The sequence below is a fragment of the Arthrobacter sp. S41 genome (assembly GCF_004320535.1).
Classification (GTDB): Bacteria; Actinomycetota; Actinomycetes; order Actinomycetales; family Micrococcaceae; genus Glutamicibacter.
Genome location: NZ_SIHY01000002.1, coordinates 225,361 through 247,470, shown reverse-complemented (window position 1 = coordinate 247,470; position 22,110 = coordinate 225,361). Strand labels below are relative to the sequence as shown.

22 protein-coding genes and 1 riboswitch are annotated in these 22,110 nt (G+C 56.6%); of the genes, 15 read left to right on the top strand and 7 right to left on the bottom strand.

From position 1 onward, the window contains the following. Window positions 1-4: 4 nt before the first annotated feature. From EYR88_RS12475 to tpx, 5 genes are all read left to right on the top strand, one after another. Window positions 5-1,369: an extracellular solute-binding protein gene (locus EYR88_RS12475; protein ID WP_131090086.1), complete on the top strand. Its 1,365-nt coding sequence runs from the start codon at window positions 5-7 to the stop codon at window positions 1,367-1,369. A 68-nt stretch (window positions 1,370-1,437) separates the two neighbouring features. Next, on the top strand, window positions 1,438-2,574 hold the full coding sequence (locus EYR88_RS12470) for a sugar ABC transporter permease (RefSeq protein WP_131090085.1): 1,137 nt from the start codon (window positions 1,438-1,440) through the stop codon (window positions 2,572-2,574). Next, window positions 2,574-3,521 (top strand): carbohydrate ABC transporter permease, encoded by a 948-nt coding sequence (locus tag EYR88_RS12465; RefSeq protein ID WP_131090084.1) that lies wholly within the window; start codon window positions 2,574-2,576, stop codon window positions 3,519-3,521. The genes EYR88_RS12470 and EYR88_RS12465 overlap by 1 nt, the downstream gene beginning before the upstream one ends. Before the next feature lie 245 nt (window positions 3,522-3,766). After that, window positions 3,767-4,957 (top strand): imidazolonepropionase, encoded by a 1,191-nt coding sequence (gene hutI / locus EYR88_RS12460; RefSeq protein ID WP_131090083.1) that lies wholly within the window; start codon window positions 3,767-3,769, stop codon window positions 4,955-4,957. A 79-nt stretch (window positions 4,958-5,036) separates the two neighbouring features. Beyond that, window positions 5,037-5,534: a thiol peroxidase gene (gene tpx, locus EYR88_RS12455; protein WP_131090082.1), complete on the top strand. Its 498-nt coding sequence runs from the start codon at window positions 5,037-5,039 to the stop codon at window positions 5,532-5,534. A gap of 146 nt (window positions 5,535-5,680) precedes the next feature. Here the strand turns inward: tpx and EYR88_RS12450 are convergent, their stop codons facing one another. From EYR88_RS12450 to EYR88_RS12440, 3 genes are all read right to left on the bottom strand, one after another. Continuing rightward, window positions 5,681-6,115 carry a hypothetical protein gene (locus EYR88_RS12450; protein ID WP_131090081.1) on the bottom strand — a complete coding sequence of 145 codons (435 nt, stop codon included), beginning with the start codon at window positions 6,113-6,115 and terminating at the stop codon, window positions 5,681-5,683. Between the two features lie 12 nt (window positions 6,116-6,127). Beyond that, window positions 6,128-6,559: a hypothetical protein gene (locus tag EYR88_RS12445; RefSeq protein WP_131090080.1), complete on the bottom strand. Its 432-nt coding sequence runs from the start codon at window positions 6,557-6,559 to the stop codon at window positions 6,128-6,130. A gap of 84 nt (window positions 6,560-6,643) precedes the next feature. After that, window positions 6,644-7,489 carry an aminoglycoside phosphotransferase family protein gene (locus tag EYR88_RS12440; protein ID WP_131090079.1) on the bottom strand — a complete coding sequence of 282 codons (846 nt, stop codon included), beginning with the start codon at window positions 7,487-7,489 and terminating at the stop codon, window positions 6,644-6,646. A gap of 73 nt (window positions 7,490-7,562) precedes the next feature. On the opposite strand from EYR88_RS12440, the gene EYR88_RS12435 reads away from it, so the two are divergent. Both EYR88_RS12435 and EYR88_RS12430 read left to right on the top strand, forming a co-directional pair. Further along, window positions 7,563-8,333, top strand: coding sequence for a CPBP family intramembrane glutamic endopeptidase (locus EYR88_RS12435; RefSeq protein WP_242632575.1), 771 nt, complete (start codon window positions 7,563-7,565; stop codon window positions 8,331-8,333). Between the two features lie 17 nt (window positions 8,334-8,350). Further along, a complete protein-coding gene (locus EYR88_RS12430) occupies window positions 8,351-8,770 on the top strand; it encodes a GNAT family acetyltransferase (protein ID WP_131090077.1) in 420 nt (139 codons plus the stop codon). A 52-nt stretch (window positions 8,771-8,822) separates the two neighbouring features. On the opposite strand, the gene EYR88_RS12425 is transcribed toward EYR88_RS12430, so the two are convergent. After that, complete coding sequence (locus EYR88_RS12425; protein WP_131090076.1) at window positions 8,823-9,467, bottom strand: VOC family protein; 645 nt, start codon at window positions 9,465-9,467, stop codon at window positions 8,823-8,825. Window positions 9,468-9,639: 172 nt separating this feature from the next. Then, window positions 9,640-9,760, top strand: a riboswitch (SAM riboswitch). A gap of 89 nt (window positions 9,761-9,849) precedes the next feature. Between EYR88_RS12425 and EYR88_RS12420 the strand changes: the two genes are divergently transcribed. Next, window positions 9,850-11,193, top strand: a complete 1,344-nt coding sequence (locus EYR88_RS12420) for a bifunctional o-acetylhomoserine/o-acetylserine sulfhydrylase (protein ID WP_131090075.1) — start codon at window positions 9,850-9,852, stop codon at window positions 11,191-11,193. A gap of 2 nt (window positions 11,194-11,195) precedes the next feature. Next, window positions 11,196-12,329, top strand: a complete 1,134-nt coding sequence (locus EYR88_RS12415; RefSeq protein ID WP_131090074.1) for a homoserine O-acetyltransferase — start codon at window positions 11,196-11,198, stop codon at window positions 12,327-12,329. Between the two features lie 96 nt (window positions 12,330-12,425). Here the strand turns inward: EYR88_RS12415 and EYR88_RS12410 are convergent, their stop codons facing one another. Together EYR88_RS12410 and EYR88_RS12405 are read right to left on the bottom strand one after the other, a co-directional pair. Then, a complete protein-coding gene (locus tag EYR88_RS12410; protein WP_131090073.1) occupies window positions 12,426-13,283 on the bottom strand; it encodes an SGNH/GDSL hydrolase family protein in 858 nt (285 codons plus the stop codon). A gap of 70 nt (window positions 13,284-13,353) precedes the next feature. Next, on the bottom strand, window positions 13,354-13,752 hold the full coding sequence (locus EYR88_RS12405; RefSeq protein ID WP_131090072.1) for an SHOCT domain-containing protein: 399 nt from the start codon (window positions 13,750-13,752) through the stop codon (window positions 13,354-13,356). Window positions 13,753-14,097: 345 nt separating this feature from the next. Here EYR88_RS12405 and EYR88_RS12400 point away from each other — a divergent pair, with 345 nt between their 5' ends. Together EYR88_RS12400 and EYR88_RS12395 are read left to right on the top strand one after the other, a co-directional pair. Further along, window positions 14,098-15,657, top strand: a complete 1,560-nt coding sequence (locus EYR88_RS12400; RefSeq protein WP_131090071.1) for an HNH endonuclease signature motif containing protein — start codon at window positions 14,098-14,100, stop codon at window positions 15,655-15,657. 551 nt (window positions 15,658-16,208) lie between these two features. Then, a complete protein-coding gene (locus EYR88_RS12395; protein WP_131090070.1) occupies window positions 16,209-16,856 on the top strand; it encodes an alpha/beta fold hydrolase in 648 nt (215 codons plus the stop codon). A gap of 3 nt (window positions 16,857-16,859) precedes the next feature. Here the strand turns inward: EYR88_RS12395 and EYR88_RS12390 are convergent, their stop codons facing one another. Further along, window positions 16,860-17,093 (bottom strand): RNA-binding S4 domain-containing protein, encoded by a 234-nt coding sequence (locus EYR88_RS12390; RefSeq protein ID WP_131090069.1) that lies wholly within the window; start codon window positions 17,091-17,093, stop codon window positions 16,860-16,862. 180 nt (window positions 17,094-17,273) lie between these two features. On the opposite strand from EYR88_RS12390, the gene EYR88_RS12385 reads away from it, so the two are divergent. From EYR88_RS12385 to dusB, 4 genes are all read left to right on the top strand, one after another. After that, window positions 17,274-18,659 (top strand): glycine--tRNA ligase, encoded by a 1,386-nt coding sequence (locus EYR88_RS12385; protein ID WP_131090068.1) that lies wholly within the window; start codon window positions 17,274-17,276, stop codon window positions 18,657-18,659. Window positions 18,660-18,665: 6 nt separating this feature from the next. Continuing rightward, a complete protein-coding gene (locus tag EYR88_RS12380; RefSeq protein WP_131090067.1) occupies window positions 18,666-19,589 on the top strand; it encodes a GNAT family N-acetyltransferase in 924 nt (307 codons plus the stop codon). Between the two features lie 87 nt (window positions 19,590-19,676). Continuing rightward, the gene (gene chrA / locus EYR88_RS12375) at window positions 19,677-20,876 is read left to right on the top strand and encodes a chromate efflux transporter (protein WP_131090066.1); all 1,200 of its coding nucleotides are present in this window, start codon (window positions 19,677-19,679) and stop codon (window positions 20,874-20,876) included. A gap of 46 nt (window positions 20,877-20,922) precedes the next feature. Continuing rightward, window positions 20,923-22,107: a tRNA dihydrouridine synthase DusB gene (gene dusB / locus EYR88_RS12370; protein ID WP_131090065.1), complete on the top strand. Its 1,185-nt coding sequence runs from the start codon at window positions 20,923-20,925 to the stop codon at window positions 22,105-22,107. Window positions 22,108-22,110 lie beyond the last annotated feature (3 nt).

Below are 22,110 nucleotides of genomic sequence, written 5' to 3'. Positions count from 1 at the left end.
CAGCATGAAAAGTACAAAACGCGGATTGAAGTTCGCGCCGCTTATTTCAGTGGCAGCGATCAGCATGCTTCTGGCAGGATGCTCCGGCGGTGCAGACCCGAATGACCCTAATGCTTCCGGTGGTGGCGGAGGCGAAGCCCAAGTAGGTAAGGCCGATGGTGTTGTTGACATCTATGGTCCGGTGACCGGCCTCGAAGCCAAATTGTTGGAAAAGTCTTGGGCCAAGTGGTCCGAGGAGAACAACATCAAGATCCGCTACACGGGCGACAAGAACTTTGAATCTCAGATCGGCATCAAGGTCCAAGGTGGAGACACCCCAGACTTGGCCGTATTCCCGCAGCCGGGTCTTCTGCAGGCCACCGTGGCGCAGGGCAAGGTACAAAAACTTCCCGAAGCAGTGCAGAGCCAACTGCAAAGCAACTGGTCCGAAGACTGGCAGAACTACGGCAAGGTTGAAGGCGTCCAGTACGGCGTTCCACTGATGGCCAGCGTCAAGGGTTATGTCTGGTACTCACCAAAGCAGTTCGAAGAGTGGGGTGTGAGCGTACCGAAGACCTGGGACGAGATGACCAACCTTGGCACCGAGATTTCTAAGAAGACCAACGAGCCAGCGTGGTGTGCCGGATTTGCTTCAGGTGAAGCCTCAGGCTGGCCGGGCACCGACTGGATTGAAGACGCCGTACTGCGTCAGGCCGGAACCGAAGCCTACGACAAGTGGGTTGCTGGCGATCTAGAATTTACTTCCCCAGAAGTCACCAGTGCCTTCGAATCGGTGGGAAAGATCCTGTTGGATCCAAAGCAGGTGAATGCCGGATATGGTGACGTTAAGTCGATCAACTCCACCGCATTCGGCGACGTGTCCACCGCAGTGGCCAAGGGAACCTGCCCACTGACCCACCAGGCATCCTTCTTGGAAGGTTATGTTTTGGACTCCAAGAATGCTGACGGTAAAAAGACCACCGTTGCACCAGATGGAGATGTCTGGGCGTTTGTTGCCCCACCTGCTAAGGCCGATGATCCGGTATCCGTCGTTGGCGGTGGCGAATTTGTTGCTGCCTTCTCCAACGATGAAGACACCGCCAAGGTTCAGGAATACCTGGCCAGCGCAGACTGGGCCAATAGCCGCGTTTCACTCGGTGGCGTCATTTCTGCAAACTCCGGACTGGATCCTAAAAATGCCAGCAGCGACCTGTTGCGCTCCGCTGTTGAGCTTCTCCAGGATCCAAATACCACCTTCCGCTTTGATGGTTCGGACTTGATGCCAAAGAGCGTCGGTTCCGACTCCTTCTGGAAGGGACTAGTGGACTGGGTTGATGGCAAGTCCACCAAGGAAGTGCTTGAAAACATTCAGTCCGGTTATGACTCTTAGTCACCGATTAACTCATCGTCAATGGCCGGTTCTGCCGGCCATTGACGGCGTTGTAGGAGTTGTCTGTTATGTCTGAATTTTTCCAGTGGCTTGCTGGTGTGCCACCGCTGGGCCAAATACCCATAGTTCTTCTCGTTTTCGGCGTGCTGGTCTTTGTGATTCTGGCTTTTGTAGAGCTAGCCACTAAACGAGGCCGCGCCTTCACCATCGTTCGGCTTGCCGCCGCCGTACTAGTTCCGGTCATCATCTTGCTGATCCTAGGGCTGTACAACTCAGTGATGTGGGTTGCCGCGATTGCTGCCGTGCTCGGCGCGATACTCTTTTTCATGGACCGACGCTCACGTCACGGCGCAGGCTCCCTACTTCAACTCACAGGCTTTTTGGCCCCGGCAGCGTTGTTGCTCGCCATCGGGTTGATCTACCCAACCATCAGAACCGCGTTCAGCGCATTTATGGCCAATGACGGATCCGGCTTTGTCGGACTTTCGAACTTTGCCTGGGTCTTCACTAGCCCTGATGGTGTGACCGCGTTGCTCAATACCTTGGTTTGGGTACTGGTAGCTCCCGTGGTGTCAACGATTATCGGCCTGGCCTATGCAGTGTTCATCGATAAGAGCCGCGGCGAGAAGTTCTTCAAACTTCTGGTGTTCATGCCAATGGCAATTTCATTTGTCGGCGCATCGATCATTTTTAAGTTCTTCTACGACACCCGTCAAGGCGACCAGATCGGTGTTCTGAATGCCATCATCACCGCATTTGGTGCTAAACCTGTTGACTGGCTCGGGCTTGAACCATGGAACACACTGTTCCTGGTCATCATCTTGATCTGGACACAAGCCGGATTCGCCATGGTGATCCTCTCCGCAGCGATCAAGGGTGTACCTACTGAGCAACTTGAAGCAGCTGACCTTGATGGGGCAAGCCCATGGCAACGCTTCGCCAATGTCACTCTTCCCGGGATTCGTTCTTCAGTGATCGTTGTCTTGACCACCATTTCGATTGCTTCGCTCAAGGTTTACGACATCGTCTCATCGATGACCGGTGGCCGTTCAGATACCACGGTGCTCGCCTTCGAGATGGTGCGCCAGTTCCAACTCGGTGCCCGCACCGGCTACAGCTCGGCGTTGGCAGTCATCTTGTTTATCTTGGTTTTGCCGATCATCATCTACAACGTTCGACAGCACAATAAACAAAGGGGCATCTGATGAGCGCCGTCAGCGAATCATCTCGGCGCCTGATCAAGGCCACCGAAAAAACCAGCGGGAAGCTGCGTAAGGCCACTACTTCTCGCGGGGCTACCCTCGCCGCATTTATCATTGCTGCGGTATGGACCATCCCTACCTTTGGCCTTTTTGTCTCCTCATTCAGGCAAGCAGATGACATCAAGACCTCGGGCTGGTGGACGGCCCTGTCCAATCCGTCATTCACGTTGGACAATTACGCTCAGGCCTTCGCTTCGGGTGATAGCTTGCCGTTGTCCAAAGCATTCTTGAACTCGCTGGTCATCACCATTCCGGCGGCGATTATACCGATCATCATTGCCAGCCTCGCGGCCTACGCATTTGCTTGGATCAATTTCAAAGGTCGCAATACGCTGTTCGTTCTGGTGTTTGCCCTGCAGATTGTTCCGATCCAAATGGTGTTGGTTCCGTTGCTCCAGCTATTTTCGGACGGAGTGAAAATCGGTGGGCTGTATATCCTGCCGGGGTTGGGCATCAATGGACTTGACGGTGCCTATGCCAAGGTCTGGATTGCCCACACCATCATTGCCTTGCCGCTAGCAATATTCATGTTGCACAACTTCATTTCGGAAATCCCTAACGAAGTCATCGAGGCCGCCCGAGTTGATGGTGCTGGTCATGGAAAGATCTTCTCGCGAATTGTTCTTCCCTTGTCCATGCCCGCGATTGCATCTTTCGGAATTTTCCAATTCCTCTGGGTATGGAATGACCTCTTGGTGGCAACGGTCTTCACCTCCGGTGGAGAACTACCGATTACCAAAGCGTTGCAGGATCTCTCGGGTACCTACGGACAATCGTGGGAGCTGCTCACCGCGGGCGCGTTCATTTCGATGATCGTTCCTCTGGCAGTGTTCTTTGCGCTGCAGCGCTTCTTCGTTCGAGGTCTGCTCGCCGGAGCAACCAAGGGCTAAAGCAAAGCTGGAATCACCATCTCACCAACGGCCTCGGTCCCTGCCGAACATCACTTGCAGATGCTCAGTAGGGACCGAGGCCGCTGCTATATCTGCCCCTTCGAGACGCACGTCTGAAATCCCGGATTCGAAACTGGGCGAGAACAAAAACTTCACATCCCTACCGCGTAGGCTCAAGAAGAGTAGGGAAATTGTTAATCGCTTGCACGCGGCGAGCTGCGGCAGATAACTGGAAGGGCCAGCCCATGGGTACAACATTGCTGACGAATATCGCTCAACTTGTCACCGTTGATGCCACCGGCAGCGTGTTGCAGAACGCCGCAGTACTCATCTGTGAGGACCGAATCCAGTGGATCGGCGCCGCGGCTGAAGCACCAACAGCCGATACAGTTCACGACCTTACGGGAAAAACCGTGCTGCCAGGTTGGGTCGACTCACACAGTCACCTGCTCTTTGGGGGAGACCGAGCCGAAGAGTTTGTTGCCCGCATGGCCGGCCAGTCCTACGCAGCCGGCGGAATTGCGGTCACCACCTCAGCCACCAGAAACCTGACCGATGACGAGCTTACTAATTTAGTCACCTCACGCCGTGCCGAAGCCCTATCCATGGGAACAACATGGATGGAAACCAAAACCGGCTACGGTTTGGAGCTGACTGAGGAGATCCGTCATGCGCGCTTGGGCGGACCAATCGTCGATACCCTCACCTTCCTTGGAGCGCATCTGGTTCCTGCCGGTTCCGACGCCGATGAATATACCGACCTGGTTGCCGGTCCCATGCTTGATGCAGTGGCAGAGCAGGTCGACTTTGTTGATGTATTCTGCGAGCGCGGAGCCTTCAACGAGGAGCAAACCCGTCGCGTTCTGCAAGCAGCCCAAGACAAAAATCTGTCGACCAAAGTTCACGGAAACCAGCTGGGCGCAGGCCCTGGGGTGAAGCTGGCCGTCGAATTCGGTAGCCATTCGGTAGACCACGTAAATTACCTAGACGACTCGGATATCCAGGCGCTCGCCGGAAGCTGGAGCAAATGGGATCGCCAGACTCGCTCTGGGAAGCCAGGAACTGTAGCCACCTGTCTGCCTGCTTGCGACTTGTCGACCAGGCAGCCGCTGGCCCCAGGGCGTGAGCTATTGGACGCTGGGGTGAACATTGCCTTGGCCAGTAACTGCAATCCCGGAACCAGCTACACCAGCAACATGAACTTCTGCGTGGCTACCGCGGTGTTGCAAATGAACCTGTCATTGGCCGAAGCCATCGAGGCAGCCACCTATGGCGGAGCGCTGGCACTGGGCATTGCCGAACAAGTGGGTTCCATCGAGGTTGGCAAGCGTGCAGACCTGCACGTTCTTGATGCTCCGGGGGCTGCACACCTGGCTTATCGGCCGGGAATGGACCTGACGCACAGTGTTTATCAAGCAGGCCAGCTGGTGCGCTGAGGCGATAACCCCACGACTTGTTCCGGCCGGATTGTCGAAAATCTGGCAGTCAAATAGGCATTCGTGATAAACAAGAACCATGGCTAATACTGCTTTTAAGGGAACTCCCGTACAGACCATTGGTGAACTGCCAGCCGTAGGCGCGCAGGCTCCATCATTCACCCTCACCGACACCGACCTTGCGGACCTCACCAGCGATTCGCTGGCTGGCCGTCGCGTTGTCTTGAACATCTTCCCGTCGGTTGATACCGGCGTTTGCGCTGCTAGCGTTCGTCAATTCAACGAGCTGGCTGCTGGCCTAGAGAACACCACCGTTGTGTGCGTTTCTGCTGACCTGCCATTCGCACTGGGCCGCTTCTGCGGTGCAGAGAACATCGAGAATGTTTCGGCTGCTTCGGTCTTCCGTTCGGACTTCGGTTCGGATTACGGCGTAACCCAGATCGACGGTCCACTGGCTGGCCTGCTGGCCCGCTCGGTCATCGTCTTGGACGAAACCGGCAAGGTGACCTACACCCAGGTTGTTCCGGAAATCACCACCGAGCCAGACTACGATGCAGCTATCGCAGCACTGAGCTAATCACTTGTCGCATCAATCCTGATGCGCACAAGAGGCCCATCCGAACATCAAGTTTGGATGGGCCTCTTGCTTCCCCAGAAGTTATCGAACAAACCGCTGATTCGCTAAAACGTGTTCGAGCGGGGTAACGACAGCCTCAACAATAACTATGATGCGACCGGTGCAACAGATACTTTGAGTTCATGTCCTACCAAATTGCGCGTGACGAAAGTCAGCGAATTTGAATAACCGTCGAGGGTGATTTGTTCGCGGACCATTCCGCCTTCACGGTTGCACGGAACGGTGATTTGGCCATGGTTCTGCTTCTTATCGCTTTGCCATGTGATGACAGACGAGTTGTTTTCGCCTGAGCACTCAAGTATCACGGAATAGCTGCCACCTTGAAGTGGAACAGCAAGAGATATCTTTTGGTCCTCATCTTCAACTGTCGTGGCGATCGCCACGAGCTCGTGGCTTTGCATCGGTTCTAAAGTCTCCGAACTCTTCCGCGTCGGAGCGTTGGAGTCGCTGACCGAACATCCTGTGAGTGCAACCGAAATGCCTACAACGAAAGCGAGTGGCAGTGCCTCTTTCAGTTTCAATATTTCCCTCGTTTAGAAAGCTATGACCCGAAACTGGATTCCGTTTGAAGAGAACACCGTTTCTGATCCGCTTGAAATCATAATTCCTGAGGCGTATTTGCGCCATTTGAAGATGTAAAACCTGCCTTGAACGCGTGTGGTATCCGAGTACTTTCTAACCGCATCAATGGGGCTCTTCACAATCGAGAGTGTAGAACCTTCCTGAAGCTGCCGGTCTCCAGCAACGACCGTGCAGTAGAGTGCGGAAGATTCCGGAATCCCAGCGCGATACCCCGCAAATGTTCCAAGCGCCCAGACGCTGAGCTCTAGTTCCTTATGTTGCAGGCCCAAAGCTGGAGTAGCTGGATTGTTTGTGGTGTCATAAACACGTGCTCGCGGCACCCGATAGCCTTCGTGTTCCATCCCGATGACCGCGCTGAAAAAACAGAAACTCGACACCTTCACCGATGAGCTTCAGTTTGTGCGCTCCACGGCGATGCGCGAGTCGTTGGGCCGCTTCGTTGGGACAGGGGTCCAGAGCTTCAACCATCAGTTCTTCACCGCCTGCGCGGCCTCTAGGATTCGCGGCCCAATCTTGTCTATCAGCTTGTCGATGTTCCGATCATCGGCGCGCAAAAGGGTATCGGAGAGCCGCTCCAAACTCATCAGGCCAAGCCAGATTTTTGCTCGATAGGCTTCGTCCCGATTCGGTGCGATCAGATCCACCATCTGAAGACCGTGCCACAGGCTCAGGTACGCGGTATTCAGCGCAGGATCCCACGCCGCGGCAAGATCCCAGTCCAGGATGCCGATCAGCTCTTCACCCACCCAGTGCATATTGTGTCCAGCTAGATCGCCGTGGACCAACCCCGGCGGGACCTGGGCCAGCTCATCTAGCTGTGCCCAAAGCCTTCTGGCAGCCCCACGCAGTTGATCGGGCAAGGCGTCGAAACACTGCTGCTGGCGTTTTTCGGTCCACTCACCGCGGAAAGCAAAGGGCTCGGCCAGATACTTGCTCAGAGGTTCCAATTCAACAGCAGCCAGATCATTAACCAGCTTTCCCAAAACTTTCGGATCCCCATAGTGCGGTTCGTGGGCACTGCCAGGGACGAAACTCATGGCCACCGAACTGAGCCCGTCAACCTGCAGAATCTGCGAGGTCGCCACCGGGATCTGATAATCCAGCTGACCGGAAAGCTGCTCCAGCAGCTTCACCGAACGCGGCATCTGCGCGCTAGCTTGGGGAGTGCGGGCCATACGAATCACCGAATGCGGATTGGCGATGACTACCTTGTGGAACTGGCCGCCCTCATTAACTCCGGCATCTTCCCATGAAAGATCGGGGCGTAATTGGCGGTCGATACGCAGTTCTTCGCTGGTGGCAGGACGACTCACACATGCTCCTTTACTTCACTACCTTTAGGTTACCTCAGCACAAACACAGCCTAATCAGCCTATGATCTATTGCGTGAGTGTCGAAGAATTTGGGCCAAGCCCAACACGAAAGATCCTGAAATTTGAGATCGTTGTGGTCCTAGCTTTGTCCTTGGGTCAAAGCGCGGTGTACTCGATTCTTAGCTTCGCCGACAAACTCACCCGCGGACCGTTGCACGAACAGACCACGTCGCTGAACAACCAACTGAGCAACCGCGAATTTTTTGACTTCTCCTACCAGCTACTCGATATCCTCTTTGCCTTGGTGCCGGTGCTGCTGGCCCTTTACCTGATGAAGCACAGCACCGGGCGAGGGGTGCGCGAGATCGGCTTTGACCTACGCACCCCGGGCAAAGATGCGCTCTTTGGCGCCGGTCTGTTCCTAGCCATGGGGCTTGGCACCCTAGGCGTTTATGCAGCCGGTCGAGCACTGGGGATCACTACCGCGATCTCGGCGGCCAACCTGGGGGACTACTGGTGGAGCGTACCGGTGTTGTTGCTCTCGGCGGTGCGCCATGCGGTCCTCGAAGAAGTACTAATGCTCGGCTTCCTGTTCACCTACGCAAAGAAGCTGAACCTAGGATTGTGGACTACGATCTTCGGCTCGGCAGTGATCCGTGGCAGTTACCACCTGTACCAGGGAGTGGGGCCGATGATCGGCAATATGCTCATGGGCGTGGTGTTCGGCTGGGTTTATCAAAAGTACGGTCGGGTGATGCCACTGGTGATCGCGCACTTCCTGCTTGATGCCATCGGCTTTGTCGGTTATGCCCTGATCGGTCCGGCGATCGGGATCGGCAACTAAACCCCTAAACTGTAGGCATGCAGATTTCACAGCTGACCGCGCAACAGATAAACCAAGCCGTGGCACTGTGGGAAGCCACCGGGCTGACCCGGCCGTGGAACGACCCATACGCCGATGCGCAGCGTGCCTTAGATACCCCAACTTCCACGGTGCTGGCCGTGATCGAGGAAGACAAAGTTGTTTCCACTGCGATGGTGGGCCACGACGGGCACCGTGGCTGGCTCTACTATGTGGCCGTTGATCCTCTCAAACAGGGTACCGGGCTTGGCAGCACAATGGTTCAGGCCGCAACAAGCTGGCTAGTGGACCGTGGTGTGCCCAAGGTGCAGTTGATGGTGCGTAATGAAAACGCTGCCGTGCTCAATTTCTATGAGCGTCTGGGATTTGTGGACCAAAACGTTGTGGTCCTAGGCAAGCGTCTGGATGCCAGCACATAAAAAAGAGGTAGGTGGGGACGCCATTGTCCCCGCCTACCTTTGAAAAACGTTGCTACAGCACAACCGGACCGTTTTCGGTTTCGAAGGTCACCGTCATGATTCCCGGGGTACCGTTGGGTGCCTCATAGTCCATGACTACTGGGCCCAGATTCACGTTTTCAGGTTGCCCCAACCATTCCAGCACACGATCACGCGAGCCGGCAATGGTGATCTCGCTGATCGCGCCGCTCGGTTCAAGTGCCTTGGAAGGATGCAGATCCTTTGCTTCTTCGTCCCAGGAAATCAGGTACGGGCACTGCGGGTCGGCGATCAAACCCTTAATGCCGATCTGCTGCCAGGTCAGCTCGCGACCATCGGGGAATTTGCGGTTGCCCGGAACCGACTTGCGGCCCAGCCGTTCTTCGGCGCTGGACAGATCGTCCACCGAAACACACCAGCCCATCCAGCCACCGCCGAGCTCAGAACGCGCTCGCACCGCTTGGCCAAAAGGAGCCTTGTCGCTGGCGGGGTGGTTGAGCACTTCAACCACTTCCAAATACTGACCATGCTTCAACGGGAAGATGACATTACGTGTTCCGAAGCGCGGATGCACGCCTCCCTTAACGAACTCCAAACCCAAGGCCTCGGAGATTCTCTGCGCGGTTGGCAACAACCCATCTGGGCCGCAGGCATAACTTACGTGATCTAACCTCATCATGTGCCCATCATGACAACATGTGATGACAGTCTCTACTTAGGCAAGCCTAATTTTTAATCGGTGATCGAATTCTCTGCACCTAAATCGCGTCTGGCGCGAAATATGACCGATTGCTACCCATTTTGCGCTCTCACATTGCAAAAATCTTCGGTTTTCGGGCACACTGGAAGTAGGTCATGAGTCCCAGTAACAAGCCCCGGCTTACTGGGCGGCAACCCTCCAACCGCGGTGGGGTGCCCCGGGTGAAGACCTGGCCCTTAGGAGCAAAAAGCTGCCAAGGACAAGCGCGGGTAACCCTGGAAGTGCCTTCATGAGGATCTTTCTGTCGGTGTCTTCTCAGTGGTCTACCCCAAAAGTCACAGAACTATTTTTGGAGGAAACCATGAGCAATAACTGGTCATTTGAAACCCGTCAGATCCACTCCGGGCAGACCCCAGATCCAACCACCGGTGCCCGGGCACTACCGATCTTCCAGACCACTTCCTTTGTCTTCCCAAGCGCAGAAAGTGCTGCAGCCCGTTTTGCGCTGCAGGAACTGGAACCGATCTACACCCGCATCGGCAACCCCACCACCGACGCAGTAGAAACTCGCATCGCCGATCTAGAAGGCGGCGTGGGTGCGCTGTTGCTGTCCTCCGGACAGGCCGCGACCACCCTGGCCATCCTGAACCTCGCCGAGTCCGGCGATCACCTGGTGGCCAGCCCAAGTTTGTACGGCGGAACCCAGAATCTGCTTAAGCACACGCTTAAGCGCCTGGGCATCGAGGTCAGCTTTGTGGCCGACCCGGATAACCTGCAGGATTGGCGCGACGCGGTGCGCCCAAACACCAAGGCGTTCTTCGGCGAAACCATTTCCAACCCACGCCAAGACGTGCTGGACATCGAAGAAATCGCCAAGATCGCCCATGAAAATGGAGTGCCGCTGCTGGTGGATAACACCTTGGCCACTCCGTATCTGATCCGCCCGATCGAATTTGGGGCTGACATCGTCATTCACTCGGCCACCAAATTCCTGGGCGGTCACGGCAACGCGATCGCCGGGGTGATTGTGGACTCGGGCAACTTTGACTTTGCCAAGGACCCGCAGCGCTTCCCGGGCTTTAACACCCCGGACGAGTCCTACAACGGCCTGGTTTTTGCTCGCGATCTTGGCGTGAACGGCATCCTCGGCGCCAACCTGGCCTACATCCTCAAGACGCGAGTCCAGCTCTTGCGCGATTTGGGTTCAGCGCTGTCACCTTTTAACGCGTTCTTGATCGCCCAGGGGCTAGAAACCCTGTCCCTGCGCGTTGAGCGCCACGGTGAAAACGCGCGCGAAGTGGCCAACTGGCTCGAAGCCCGTGATGAAGTGCAGCAGGTCGCCTATGCGGGCCTAGCCTCCTCACCATGGTTTGAGCGCGCCAAGAAGTACAGCCAGCACGGCGCCGGATCGGTGCTCGCCTTTGAGCTTTCTGGCGGTGCGCCGGCAGGCCAAGCCTTTGTAAACGCCCTTGAGCTGCACTCCCATGTGGCCAACATCGGCGATGTGCGCTCGCTGGCCATCCACCCGGCGTCCACCACCCACGCTCAGCTCTCCGAGGCCGATCAGCTTGCCGCGGGCGTAAGCCCCGGCTTGGTGCGCTTGAGCGTCGGACTAGAAAATATCAAGGACATTTTGGCCGATCTCCAGTTGGGCTTTAACGCTGTGGCAGCCCTTGAGAATAAGGAATTGCAGGAAACGCTCTAGGTATGGCATCCATTGCAACCAACGAAGAAACACCGCTCGCCCACGGCCAAGACGGCATGACGCGCCGTAGCGCTGTGGGGGAGTACCACTTCGAGTTTGGCGGCTACCTGCCACAGGTAGAACTCGCCTACGAAACGTGGGGCAAGCTGAGCGCCGATGGCTCCAACGCCGTGCTGGTGATGCATGCTTTGACCGGCGACGCACATGTCGCCCAGGGGCATTCATCCCTACCCGGATGGTGGGACGGCTTTATCGGCCCCGGGGCCACGATCGACAGCACAAAGTACTTCGTTCTCGCCGTTAATATGGTCGGCGGTTGTAATGGATCCACCGGGCCGTCTTCGCCGGACGCACACGGTGTGCCCTATGGGTCGCGTTTCCCCTTTGTCACCATCAAAGATTCGGTGCGCCTTGAAGCGCGCCTGGCCGCGCAGCTAGGAATTAACTCCTGGCATGCGGTGATTGGTGGTTCCATGGGTGGGGCGCGAGCCTTGGAGTACGCCGTTGAATTCCCCGAGCAGGTCAAAAACTTGGTGGTGATGGCATCTAGTGCCCAAGCCACCGCGGAACAGATCGCCTTCGCTCAAGTGCAGACCCAGTCCATCAGGCTGGATGCGAACTTTGCTGGCGGAGACTACTACGCCAACGAGGCGCGCCCACATGCCGGGCTAGGCCTGGCTCGGCGTCTGGCGCACATCACGTACCGTTCGGAAGCTGAACTTGAAGCGCGCTTTGGTCGCACCGCACAACCTGGCGAGGCGCCCACGGGCAAACTCTCGGGGCCGCGCGGTCGCTACCAAGTTGAAAGCTACCTGGACCACCAAGCCACGAAGCTGGCCAACCGCTTTGATGCCAACAGCTACCTGCTGCTGACCGAAGCGCTGATGAGCCACGACGTGGCTCGCGGTCACGACTCGCTGTGCTCCGCCTTAGCGAGGCTGGAAAATGTGAATGTACTGGTGGTCGCTGTGAGCTCGGACCGTCTGTACTTCCCGGAGCAATCGCACAAGCTAGCCGCGGCACTGCCAACACCGGTGCCGGTGCACTTTATCGATTCCCCGATCGGGCACGATGCTTTTTTGACCGACGCGCATCAGCTCGATGGTGTTCTGCGCACAACGGTTTTTAACCGCTAAAGAAGTCGGCCCATACAAGAGCCCATACAACAGTAGGGGCAGCCGCCACCAGTTTTCGGTGGATGCTGTCCCTACTATTTTGCTGTTTTCTAACCTCTACTGTGCGCAGTCGCCGGCGCCGAGGGAATCGTTCGGTTTAGCCACGGTAAATGGTGTGGCCGACGGACGCTTTGCGCTGATGCCATCACCCGAAGACTGGTGGCGTAAACGACGCAGCACCCACGGGGCCAAGTGCTCGCGCGCCCAGTGTAGGTCCTCGAAGCGTGCCTCGCGCCAGGTGCGTAGATCCTGCACCGGCTCCACTTTGGTATCCAAGGTGTGCGGTACGTTGAGTGAATCCAGCGCCATGGCGGCGATTCGCTGATGCCCCAGAGGGGAGAAGTGCAGGCGGTCCGGTGCCCACATCTGCGGTTGGTGCAGTTCACGCAGGGCCCACATATCGCCCACGATCGCGTCGTAGCGAGCGGCGACGGCGCGCACATTCTCGTTGTAGATCGCGACCTTGCCGCGGATGCTTCCGAGCACTGGAGTGTCGCGAATATCTGGACCGGTAACAAGGAGCACCGTGGCACCGGTGGCGCTGAGCTTGGAGACTGCGCCGTCAAGAATGTCCGCGATCTTATCCGGGTCACCGCCCGGGCGTAGTACGTCGTTGCCGCCTGCGCAGAGTGAAATCAAGTCCGGCTTCAGCTCGACGGCCGGGGCCAACTGCTCGGCAACAATCTGTCCGATCAGCCTGCCGCGGATCGCCAAGTTTGCGTAGGCGAAGTCCGGGACTGAGGTGCTCAGCTCCTGGGCTAGACGGTCCGCCCAGCCAAGATGCTGTCCTGCCTTTGAGGGATCTGGATCGCCGATCCCTTCGGTGAACGAATCGCCTAGGGCAACATAGCGGCGCCAAGGATGGAGCGTCTTTTCCGTGGAATTGCTGGTTTCGAAATCAAAATCTTTAGGCACAATTTATATTGTTACCGTATGGTAACGTTCCGTCAATCAGTCTCAGGGATGATCTGCAACACCGTGCCATTTATTCCTTGAGTGCGTCGCGGCGGGCCTGCTCGTACTCTTCCCCGGAGATGACTCCGCGGGTGCGAAGATCGGCAAGTTCGTTCAACTTTGCTTCCAGGGACTTCTTGGGGGCGAGCAAATCTGATTGTGCCAACCGAGTTGCCAAGTCTGCCTCGAGGGTTAGTGGATCCATTCCAGCGCTCTTGATCTTGCGGTAGTTGCGCACCTGGGAATAGATAATGAAGGCCACGACCGCCAGGAAGAGAACGACAAAAATACCGGTCAGAACCGGCATTACGCCGAATACGGTGTCAATAAATCCTGATCCGCTGGACGAAGAGTCTTCTATAAAACCGAAGCTTGACGTGTCGGTTGTGTCGAGCTCGGGGAATTCGTCAATTACTTCGAAACTTTTCATGGAACCTAATTCTGGTTGGGCTGAATCTGCTCTACTGGCGAAGCGCTCACAGTGAGGCAATGAAATCTTTTGTACTAGTCAAATACGCGTTTTTGGTATGGCGGAGTGAATTTTGAAATGTTTATCGATCTGTAATTTCTTGCGCCTATCTGAATCCCTGATGCCCTTGAGGGTTTCTTTGGCACAGTGCGCATCCCTCTTGATGGAAGGTGGCCCGTTGGCGCAGAGAGTGCCGGGTGGGACGCTCAGTTCGCAAGAGCAAACAATCGTAAAAATATACTAATGAGTATCCACAGGTAGGCATTAACTAGTACAAAATGTCGGCTCTGAGTGGGAAAATTAAGCATGAGAAATCCAGAATTTGTAGAAGATTATGACGATGAACATCGTCTCCCGTTGCACCCTGCGGGCACCCGCAGGGAATCCCACCTGGACTCCGTCGTTGGTAAGCATGTTGACCATCAGCTCTACAACGGACCGATGAAGAAGTTGGCTAATGAACTCTTTGATGCCGGGCCCGTGAACGGTCCCGGCGATGCGCTGGATCGGCTGGGCAAGGTGCAGCGACTGAAGAGCAGCCTTGATGCGCTGACCTCAACGCTACTAGCCGACTCGGTTGAGCAGGTCGGGACTAGCTTTGCCGAGGTGCTGGCTACCCAGTACGCTGCCTCGCCTGAAGAAGTTCGCGAAGCCCAGAGGAGTGCGGAATTCTATGGCGTTGATCCGAGCGATGACCAGGTCATAAACTCCAACTTCATTGCGGAAGCCGCAATTGTCCTGCGTGAAAGCCCTCGTAAAGTCAGCAAGCGAATGTTTACTGCTAAGGGGCTACGGCACGTCTGTAAGGACACTCTGATCGCACTGGCCGCGGGTGAAATTACCCGCAAAGCGGCCCAGCACATCATCAAGTTCGCTCAGGACCTTTCACCGGATCAGATCGCGACTATGGAACGTGTACTTTTGCCGGTGGCTAGAACGGCAAACGACGATGTTGTTTATCAGCGAGCTCGCCGTTATCACGACAGGATGAATCCAGAGGCAGCTGCGGAGCGACACAAGAAGTCAGAAGCTGCTCGCAAAGTCACTTGGTGGGAAGAAGAAAACGGCATGGGATGTCTAAAGCTCTACCACCGTGTCGACGTGATCGAGTCGATCACCCATTCGCTGCGCTGGGCTACTGATCAGATCAACGACCCGAAAGACGGGCGGACGCAAGATCAGATCCTGGCGGATGTATATGCCGATGCAATGATCAACGGATGGCCTGGCGCTCAGGGTACACCGCTGAAGCCTCGACTCTCTATCACCATTCCTGCCTTGGAGATGTTGGTGGATCCCACCAAAGCATTGGCTGATTTAGAAGGATACGGGCCCATTCCGGTCGGGCTCGCAGTGCAGTTGGCAAAAGATGCGCCATCATTCCAGAGGGTGCTCACCGATCCATGGACCGGCGCAGTGATCGATGTTGAGCGCAGGAATTACCGCCCCTCGCAGGCGATGAAGGACCTGCTTCGTCTCAGGGATGTGCATTGTTGCTTCCCAGGATGTCGGCGTAGTGCGGACCGATCCGAGATTGATCATATTGATGATTGGGCTCACGGTGGCAACACGAACCGGGAAAATACGCACCTGCTCTGTAAGCAGCATCAAATGTTCAAGCACGCACTGGGCTGGAAAGTCGTGGCCAGGCCCGACGGCACCAGATCATGGGTATCACCGCACGGAGTGAACACTATCGTCACTTCGGAAAGCGTCAATATTGCTAGCGGACGAGACCACCTCGATGATCATGGCTCCCAGCGACCGCACATAATCCCGTTACCACTTGTGGAAATGAATCCGGAGGTAGATCGGGTTCTGGGATATCCGATGAACACCGGACAACCGGCGACCCAGAGTAGCTGACTGGCCTACCCGCAGCACGGAATCTTGAGTGACAAAAATTTTCAGTCACTAAGCAACACCCAATACCTATAGCCTCAACCCGAACGACGGTCCTGAAGGTGACCGCCTTAGATCCTTCTTGCGCTATTTAGCCTCTTGGAATTCGGGGATGCCCGCCATCGACTCCAAATGAAAAATTTTTTCAGTCACTACATCTTGAGTCAACGATTCTAGAGCGTGTACTTACGTCACCCGGCGCTAATCATGACAAAAATTTTCGTTCACTAATCGATGCCTGTCGCCCGTTGCATCGCATCATTGGCATCTTCCTGTCGCCCAGGGTGTGCCCTGCTATGCAGAAAATTCAGGCGGTTCAACTTGCGGCGTCAGTGCTCACGACGTTGCGGAATTCTCTTGAGAGAACACAACATTCTCTGCACCCCAAAACCATGGCTGAACGAAAAATTCTTTCATTCCACAACCGACCTCATCGGTTCAATCTGCTTTGCCCAAGGCCGACGAATCACTGGTGCTCTACTGAATTTGCAGATCGGTTAGTTAGTCTTAGAATCATGACTTCATCAGACACTGCGCCGGTCGCCATCATTTCTCGCAACGACGATTCTCGTATCGGCACACCTTTGCTGGTGTTCCTTCATGGCTACGGATCCAACGAACAAGATCTGATGGGACTCTCTCGATACTTACCCGAGGAATTCACTTATCTATCGGTGCGAGCACCGCTACCTGCTGGGTCCGGCTACAGCTGGTTCCCACTGTCTCAGGAAATCGATTATTCGACCGAAGCGGTAGGACAAAGCGTTCAGGCTCTGTGGTCTTTGTTGGAGCCATTGAGCGTGCAGCACTCGTCGGTTACTTTGCTCGGCTTCTCCCAAGGAATGGCCATGGCAACCTCATTAGCAAGGTTCCAGCCAGATGCCATTGGCGCAGTCGTAGGTCTATCAGGATTCGCTGTTGAGCCACAGGGACTAGAGATCTTTGACGACGCAACGGTGCAAGAAAATCCGATCCCGATGTTCTGGGGACGGGATCTCGCCGACCCGGTGATTACCCGCGACAAAGTTGAATACACCTTGGGATGGGTCTCGAAGCATACCGAGCTGACCAGCGAAACCTATCCACAGATCGGTCACTCGGTTAGCAAAGAGGAACTTGAGGACGTAGACGCGTTTCTCAAGAAGGTTGTACTCGGGCAGTAAAGATTACTGCTGTTGCGAGGTGACCTTTACACATTCGCCATTCACGCAGACAACGTCGCCTGGGCGGATCTGCGCACCGCGGCGGGTATCAACAGCTCCGTTGACGGTAACAACGCCCTCGGAAATAAGCTCTTTGGCGTGGATGCCGTCTTCGGCGAGGGATGCCAGTTTAAGCAGCTGGCCCAAGCGGATGGTTTCGTCGCGGATTTCTAGGTCAAAAGCTTCGTTGGCACTCATGGCTTCTATTCTTCCCTATATCTGACGCTTCGGCCGTCCAACAAAGCCAAGAGCGGGGAAGTTCACTTTTGCGTTACCCACATTCGCTTAGTCTCAGAGCCGTGGAAACGATACCCTTGAACGGTATGTATTTTTCTACGGACCGCAACCAGCGGCCTCGTAATTTCCATTGGAGTTGATATGGCGCCACAGTCCAAGCTAGACCAGGTAATTTCCCTCGCAAAGCGTCGAGGATTCGTTTTCCAGGCTGGTGAAATTTACGGTGGTTCCCGTTCCGCATGGGATTACGGACCCCTGGGTACTGAACTCAAAGAAAACATCAAGCGCGAGTGGTGGCAGAACTTTGTCCGCGGACGCGAAGACATGGTGGGCCTGGACTCGTCGATCATCTTGCCAAAGGCTGTCTGGGAAGCATCGGGACACGTCGCTACCTTCACCGATCCACTGGTCGAGTGCATCCAGTGCCACAAGCGTCACCGTCAGGATCATCTGATTGAGGCCTTTGAAGCCAAGAAGGGACGTCCAGCTAAGGACGGCATGAGCGAGATTGCTTGCCCTGATTGTGGCACCAAGGGTCAGTTCACCGAACCACAGAATTTCTCCGGCCTAATGAAGACCTTCTTGGGCCCAGTAGATACCGAAGCTGGCCTGGCCTTCATGCGTCCAGAGACTGCTCAGGGCATCTTCGTAAACTTCGCCAACGTGCTTACCGCCTCACGCAAGAAGCCACCATTTGGCATCGGCCAGGTCGGTAAGGCCTTCCGTAACGAAATCACCCCAGGTAACTTCATCTTCCGTACTCGCGAGTTTGAGCAAATGGAAATCGAGTTCTTCACCGCTCCAGAGGACGCACCGAAGTTCTTCGACCAGTGGGTAACTGACTGCTGGGCATGGTTCCTGGATCTGGGCATCAAGGAAGAAAACCTGCGCCAGTTCGACGTGCCAGAAGACGAGCGCGCACACTACTCAGCCGGCACCATCGACTTTGAATACCGCTTCGGTTTCCAGGGTTCAGAGTGGGGCGAGCTGATGGGTGTTGCTAACCGCACCGACTACGACCTGTCCAGCCACGCTAAAGCTTCGGGCGCTGAACTCTCGTACTTCAACCAGTCCACCGGCGAACGCTACACCCCTTACGTGATCGAGCCTTCCTTCGGTTTGACCCGTTCGATGATGGCGTTCTTGGTTGATGCGTACACCGAGGATGAAGCACCAAACACCAAGGGTGGCGTGGACAAGCGCACCGTGCTGAAGCTGGACCCACGTCTGGCTCCGGTCAAGGCTGCCGTCTTGCCACTAAGCCGCAACGAGAACCTTTCGCCAAAGGCCAAGGCACTGGCTGCCGAGCTGCGCAAGCGCTGGAACATCGACTTCGATGATGCCGGTGCGATCGGTCGCCGTTACCGCCGTCAGGATGAGATCGGTACCCCGTTCTGCATCACCGTGGACTTCGATACCCTCGATGATCAGGCTGTGACCATTCGCGAGCGCGACACCATGGCTCAGGAACGTGTTTCCTTGGACCAGGTCACCGCCTACCTTTCCGAGCGTCTGAACGGAGCCTAGAGCCCGATGAACGAACTGGAATTCCGTGACTGGCGCATAGGCGATGACCTGGAACTGCTACAGGTTTTTGGTGATCCGCGCTCGCCGCAGGCCCATCAGGACCGCACCATGCTGCGCGAGAACAGCGACGCGCCGTTCTCTCGCACGCTGGTAGCCACCGTTGATGGCGTGGCCATCGGCGCTGGTGTGGTGTTTGCCTCCTCGTTGCACCCACAGCGTTTGTGGCTTTACGTCGAAGTTGCCTCCGAGCAGCGTCGAAGCGGTGTAGCCACCGCGTTGGTTCAGCAGCTGCGCAAGCAGATTCCGGCCGATCAAGCCCAGCAGCTCAAGGCTCGCTACACGGTGACCCCGGGCGATCCGGCCGAGGCGGCAGCGGCTTTCTGCAAGGCGCTGGGGCTGAACGAAATTCAGGTGTCCCGCGACGTGATCTTGGAGCCAGGTGCCTTGGCGGAACCGGTGTTCGACACCAACGATCGGGTGATCGAGGATCTGTCTACCGGTAGCGTTGAGCTGACCAAGCTGGTCATGGACTTCTATAACGAGGTCCATGAGCAGTGGGATCCGTCCAAGATGACCGTGGGTTCGGCCCAGCGCATGCTGTTGGACGAGCACACCGGCGCCCAGGGGGCATTGGTGTTGCGCGATAAGCCTAGGAGTGAAGGCGGAGTGCCGCTGGCCTTTGCAGTCAGCTACGTTCCGGCTCGCGAGGATGCTCCTTCGGATGTTCTGGTTGGGCACAACCCGGCGTTGTCCGATGATGAAGTGGCTGAGGCGGTTCGCGATATGGTCGCGATGCTGATCCACCAGTATCCGGTGAAGTTGGAAGTGGATTCGTCCATGTTCATTCTTGCCTCGCTGATTGATGCGTTGGCCGGCGTTGAGCAGGCGACGGTCATTTCGACCACGCATATTTTGGCCAGCGACGGCTAGAGCCAAGTATTACCGATGGGATCCAGTTTTTGAACTGGGTCCCATTGGTTTACCTGCTGTTTGCTTGGTGGCCCTATGCTCAAATCCATGCATGCAGCGCAGAAAAGTCCCGGCACAGCCACAGAAGTTTTCCGCGTCTTCTTAAAACTTGGGCTGACTTCCTTTGGTGGACCGGTGGCGCATTTGGGTTACTTCCGCGACGAGTTGGTGCTCAAACGACGTTGGGTTGATGAGTCAGCGTACGCGCAACTGGTGGCGCTGAGCCAGTTTTTGCCCGGCCCGGCCTCCAGCCAGGTGGGCTTTGGATTGGGACTGCACCGTGCCGGCTGGCGCGGGGCGATGGCCGCTTTTATTGCCTTCACTTTGCCCTCGGCGGTGCTGATGGCCACGATTGCCTATGGGGCGACGGCGTTTAACACCGCTGTGGGCGCCTCGGTCATAACGGGACTAAAGATCGTTGCGGTGGCTATTGTGGCGCAAGCGGTGATGGGCATGGCCAAATCCTTGGCCCCGGATAAGACCCGAGCGCTGATTGCGGTACTGGCTGCCGGTGGCGCATTACTTCTTGGTGGGGGTCTTGGTCAGATCCTAGCGATCCTCGCTGGCGCAGTGGCCGGATACTTTTTCTGCCGCGATGGTGCCGGTTCCTTACGTGGAACGCTGGTTTTTGCGCATAAGCGGTCCACTGGGATTCTCGCTTTGGCTCTCTTTGCACTGTTGTTGCTGGGTCTACCGTTGGCTGCCGCAGCCACCGGCGCACCACTGTTAGGTTTTATCGACGCGTTCTACCGCAGTGGCTCCTTGGTTTTTGGCGGCGGACATGTGGTGCTGCCACTGCTGCACAGCGCGCTGGTTGACCCCGGGCTGATCGGGGACGAAGCGTTCCTCACCGGGTACGGGGCGGCCCAAGCCATGCCCGGCCCGCTGTTCACCTTTGCTGCCTATTTGGGTGTGTTCACCAGTGGGGGAGTTGGACCGGTCGCCGGGGCGGTCATCGCGCTAGTGGCGATTTTCCTGCCCGGTTTTTTGCTGCTGATTGGGGTCCTGCCGTTCTACTCTCAACTAGGTGCAAAGCCCAAAGCGCAGGCGATGATGCGCGGGGTGAACGCCGGGGTTCTGGGCATTCTCACCGCCGCGCTGTACGACCCGGTGTTCACCAGCTCGATCCACACTTCGCTGGCTTTTGTGCTGGCCCTGCTGGGTTTTGTATTGCTCACAGTTTGCAAGCTGACCCCGTGGCTTGTGGTGCTCATAAGTGTGATTTTGGCGGTGCTGCTGGGGGCTTGACGAAGATCTCAGTTACGTCGGGGCGGAAATCGGCAATAATGGATAGGTGACGATTCTGACTGATGCGCCGAATGACACCCCAACTTTGAAGCTGCCACCTTTGCAGCTGGGCAAGCTCACCATTAATACCCCGGTGGTTCTTGCGCCCATGGCTGGGGTGACCAACCGCGCCTTCCGCCGGCTGTGCCGCGAATACGGCGGCGGGCTATTTGTCACCGAAATGGTGACCGCCCGCGCGTTGGTGGAACGCAACCCAGAGTCGTTGCGCATCATTTCGCACGATCCGGACGAAGAGATTCGCTCCATCCAGATCTACGGTGTGGACCCAGGAACCGTGCGTGCGGCAGTGCGCATGGTGGTGGATGAGAACCTCGCCGATCACGTGGATCTGAACTTCGGCTGCCCGGTGCCCAAGGTGACCCGCAAGGGTGGCGGCTCGGCCCTTCCATGGAAGACCGACTTGTTCACCTCGATTATTGAGGCTGCTACCTCCGAGGCTGCCAAGGGCGATATACCGCTGACCGTAAAGGTACGCACCGGTATCGACAAGGACCACCTGACCTATCTGGAGTCCGCCAAGATCGCCCGCGATCATGGCGCCGCAGCAGTAACCCTGCACGCGCGCACCGCGGGCCAGTACTACGCCGGCCACTCGGACTGGGACGCAATCACCACGCTGCGCGAAGCCATGGATGACATGCCAGTGCTAGGCAACGGCGATATTTTCAGCGCCGAAGATGCGATCAATATGGTCGAACAGACCGGTGCTGCCGGCGTGATGGTGGGACGCGGCTGCCAGGGCCGACCATGGATTTTTGGTGACCTGCAGGCCGCTTTTGAGGGCCGCGCGGATCGCTTCCGTCCCGGCGTGCGCAAGGTAGCTGACACCGTGTACCGTCACGGCCAGCTACTGAGCGAGTTCTTCGAGGATGAGGGCAAGGGCATGCGCGATATCCGCAAGCACATCGCCTGGTACTTTAAGGGCTACCCAGTGGGCGGAGAAATCCGTTCGCAGCTGGCCCAGGTGCCATCCTTGGCAGTGCTTCGTGAGCTGTTGGACCAGCTGGATCTTGACTTGCCATACCCCGGGGATGCCGCCGAAGGTACCCGTGGGCGTGCCGGTCACCCCAAGAAGACTCACGTGCCCGACGGCTGGTTGGATAACCGCGAGATGAGCGATGCGCATCGCGAAATGATCAAGGCCGCAGAGCTCGACGTTTCCGGCGGTTAATCG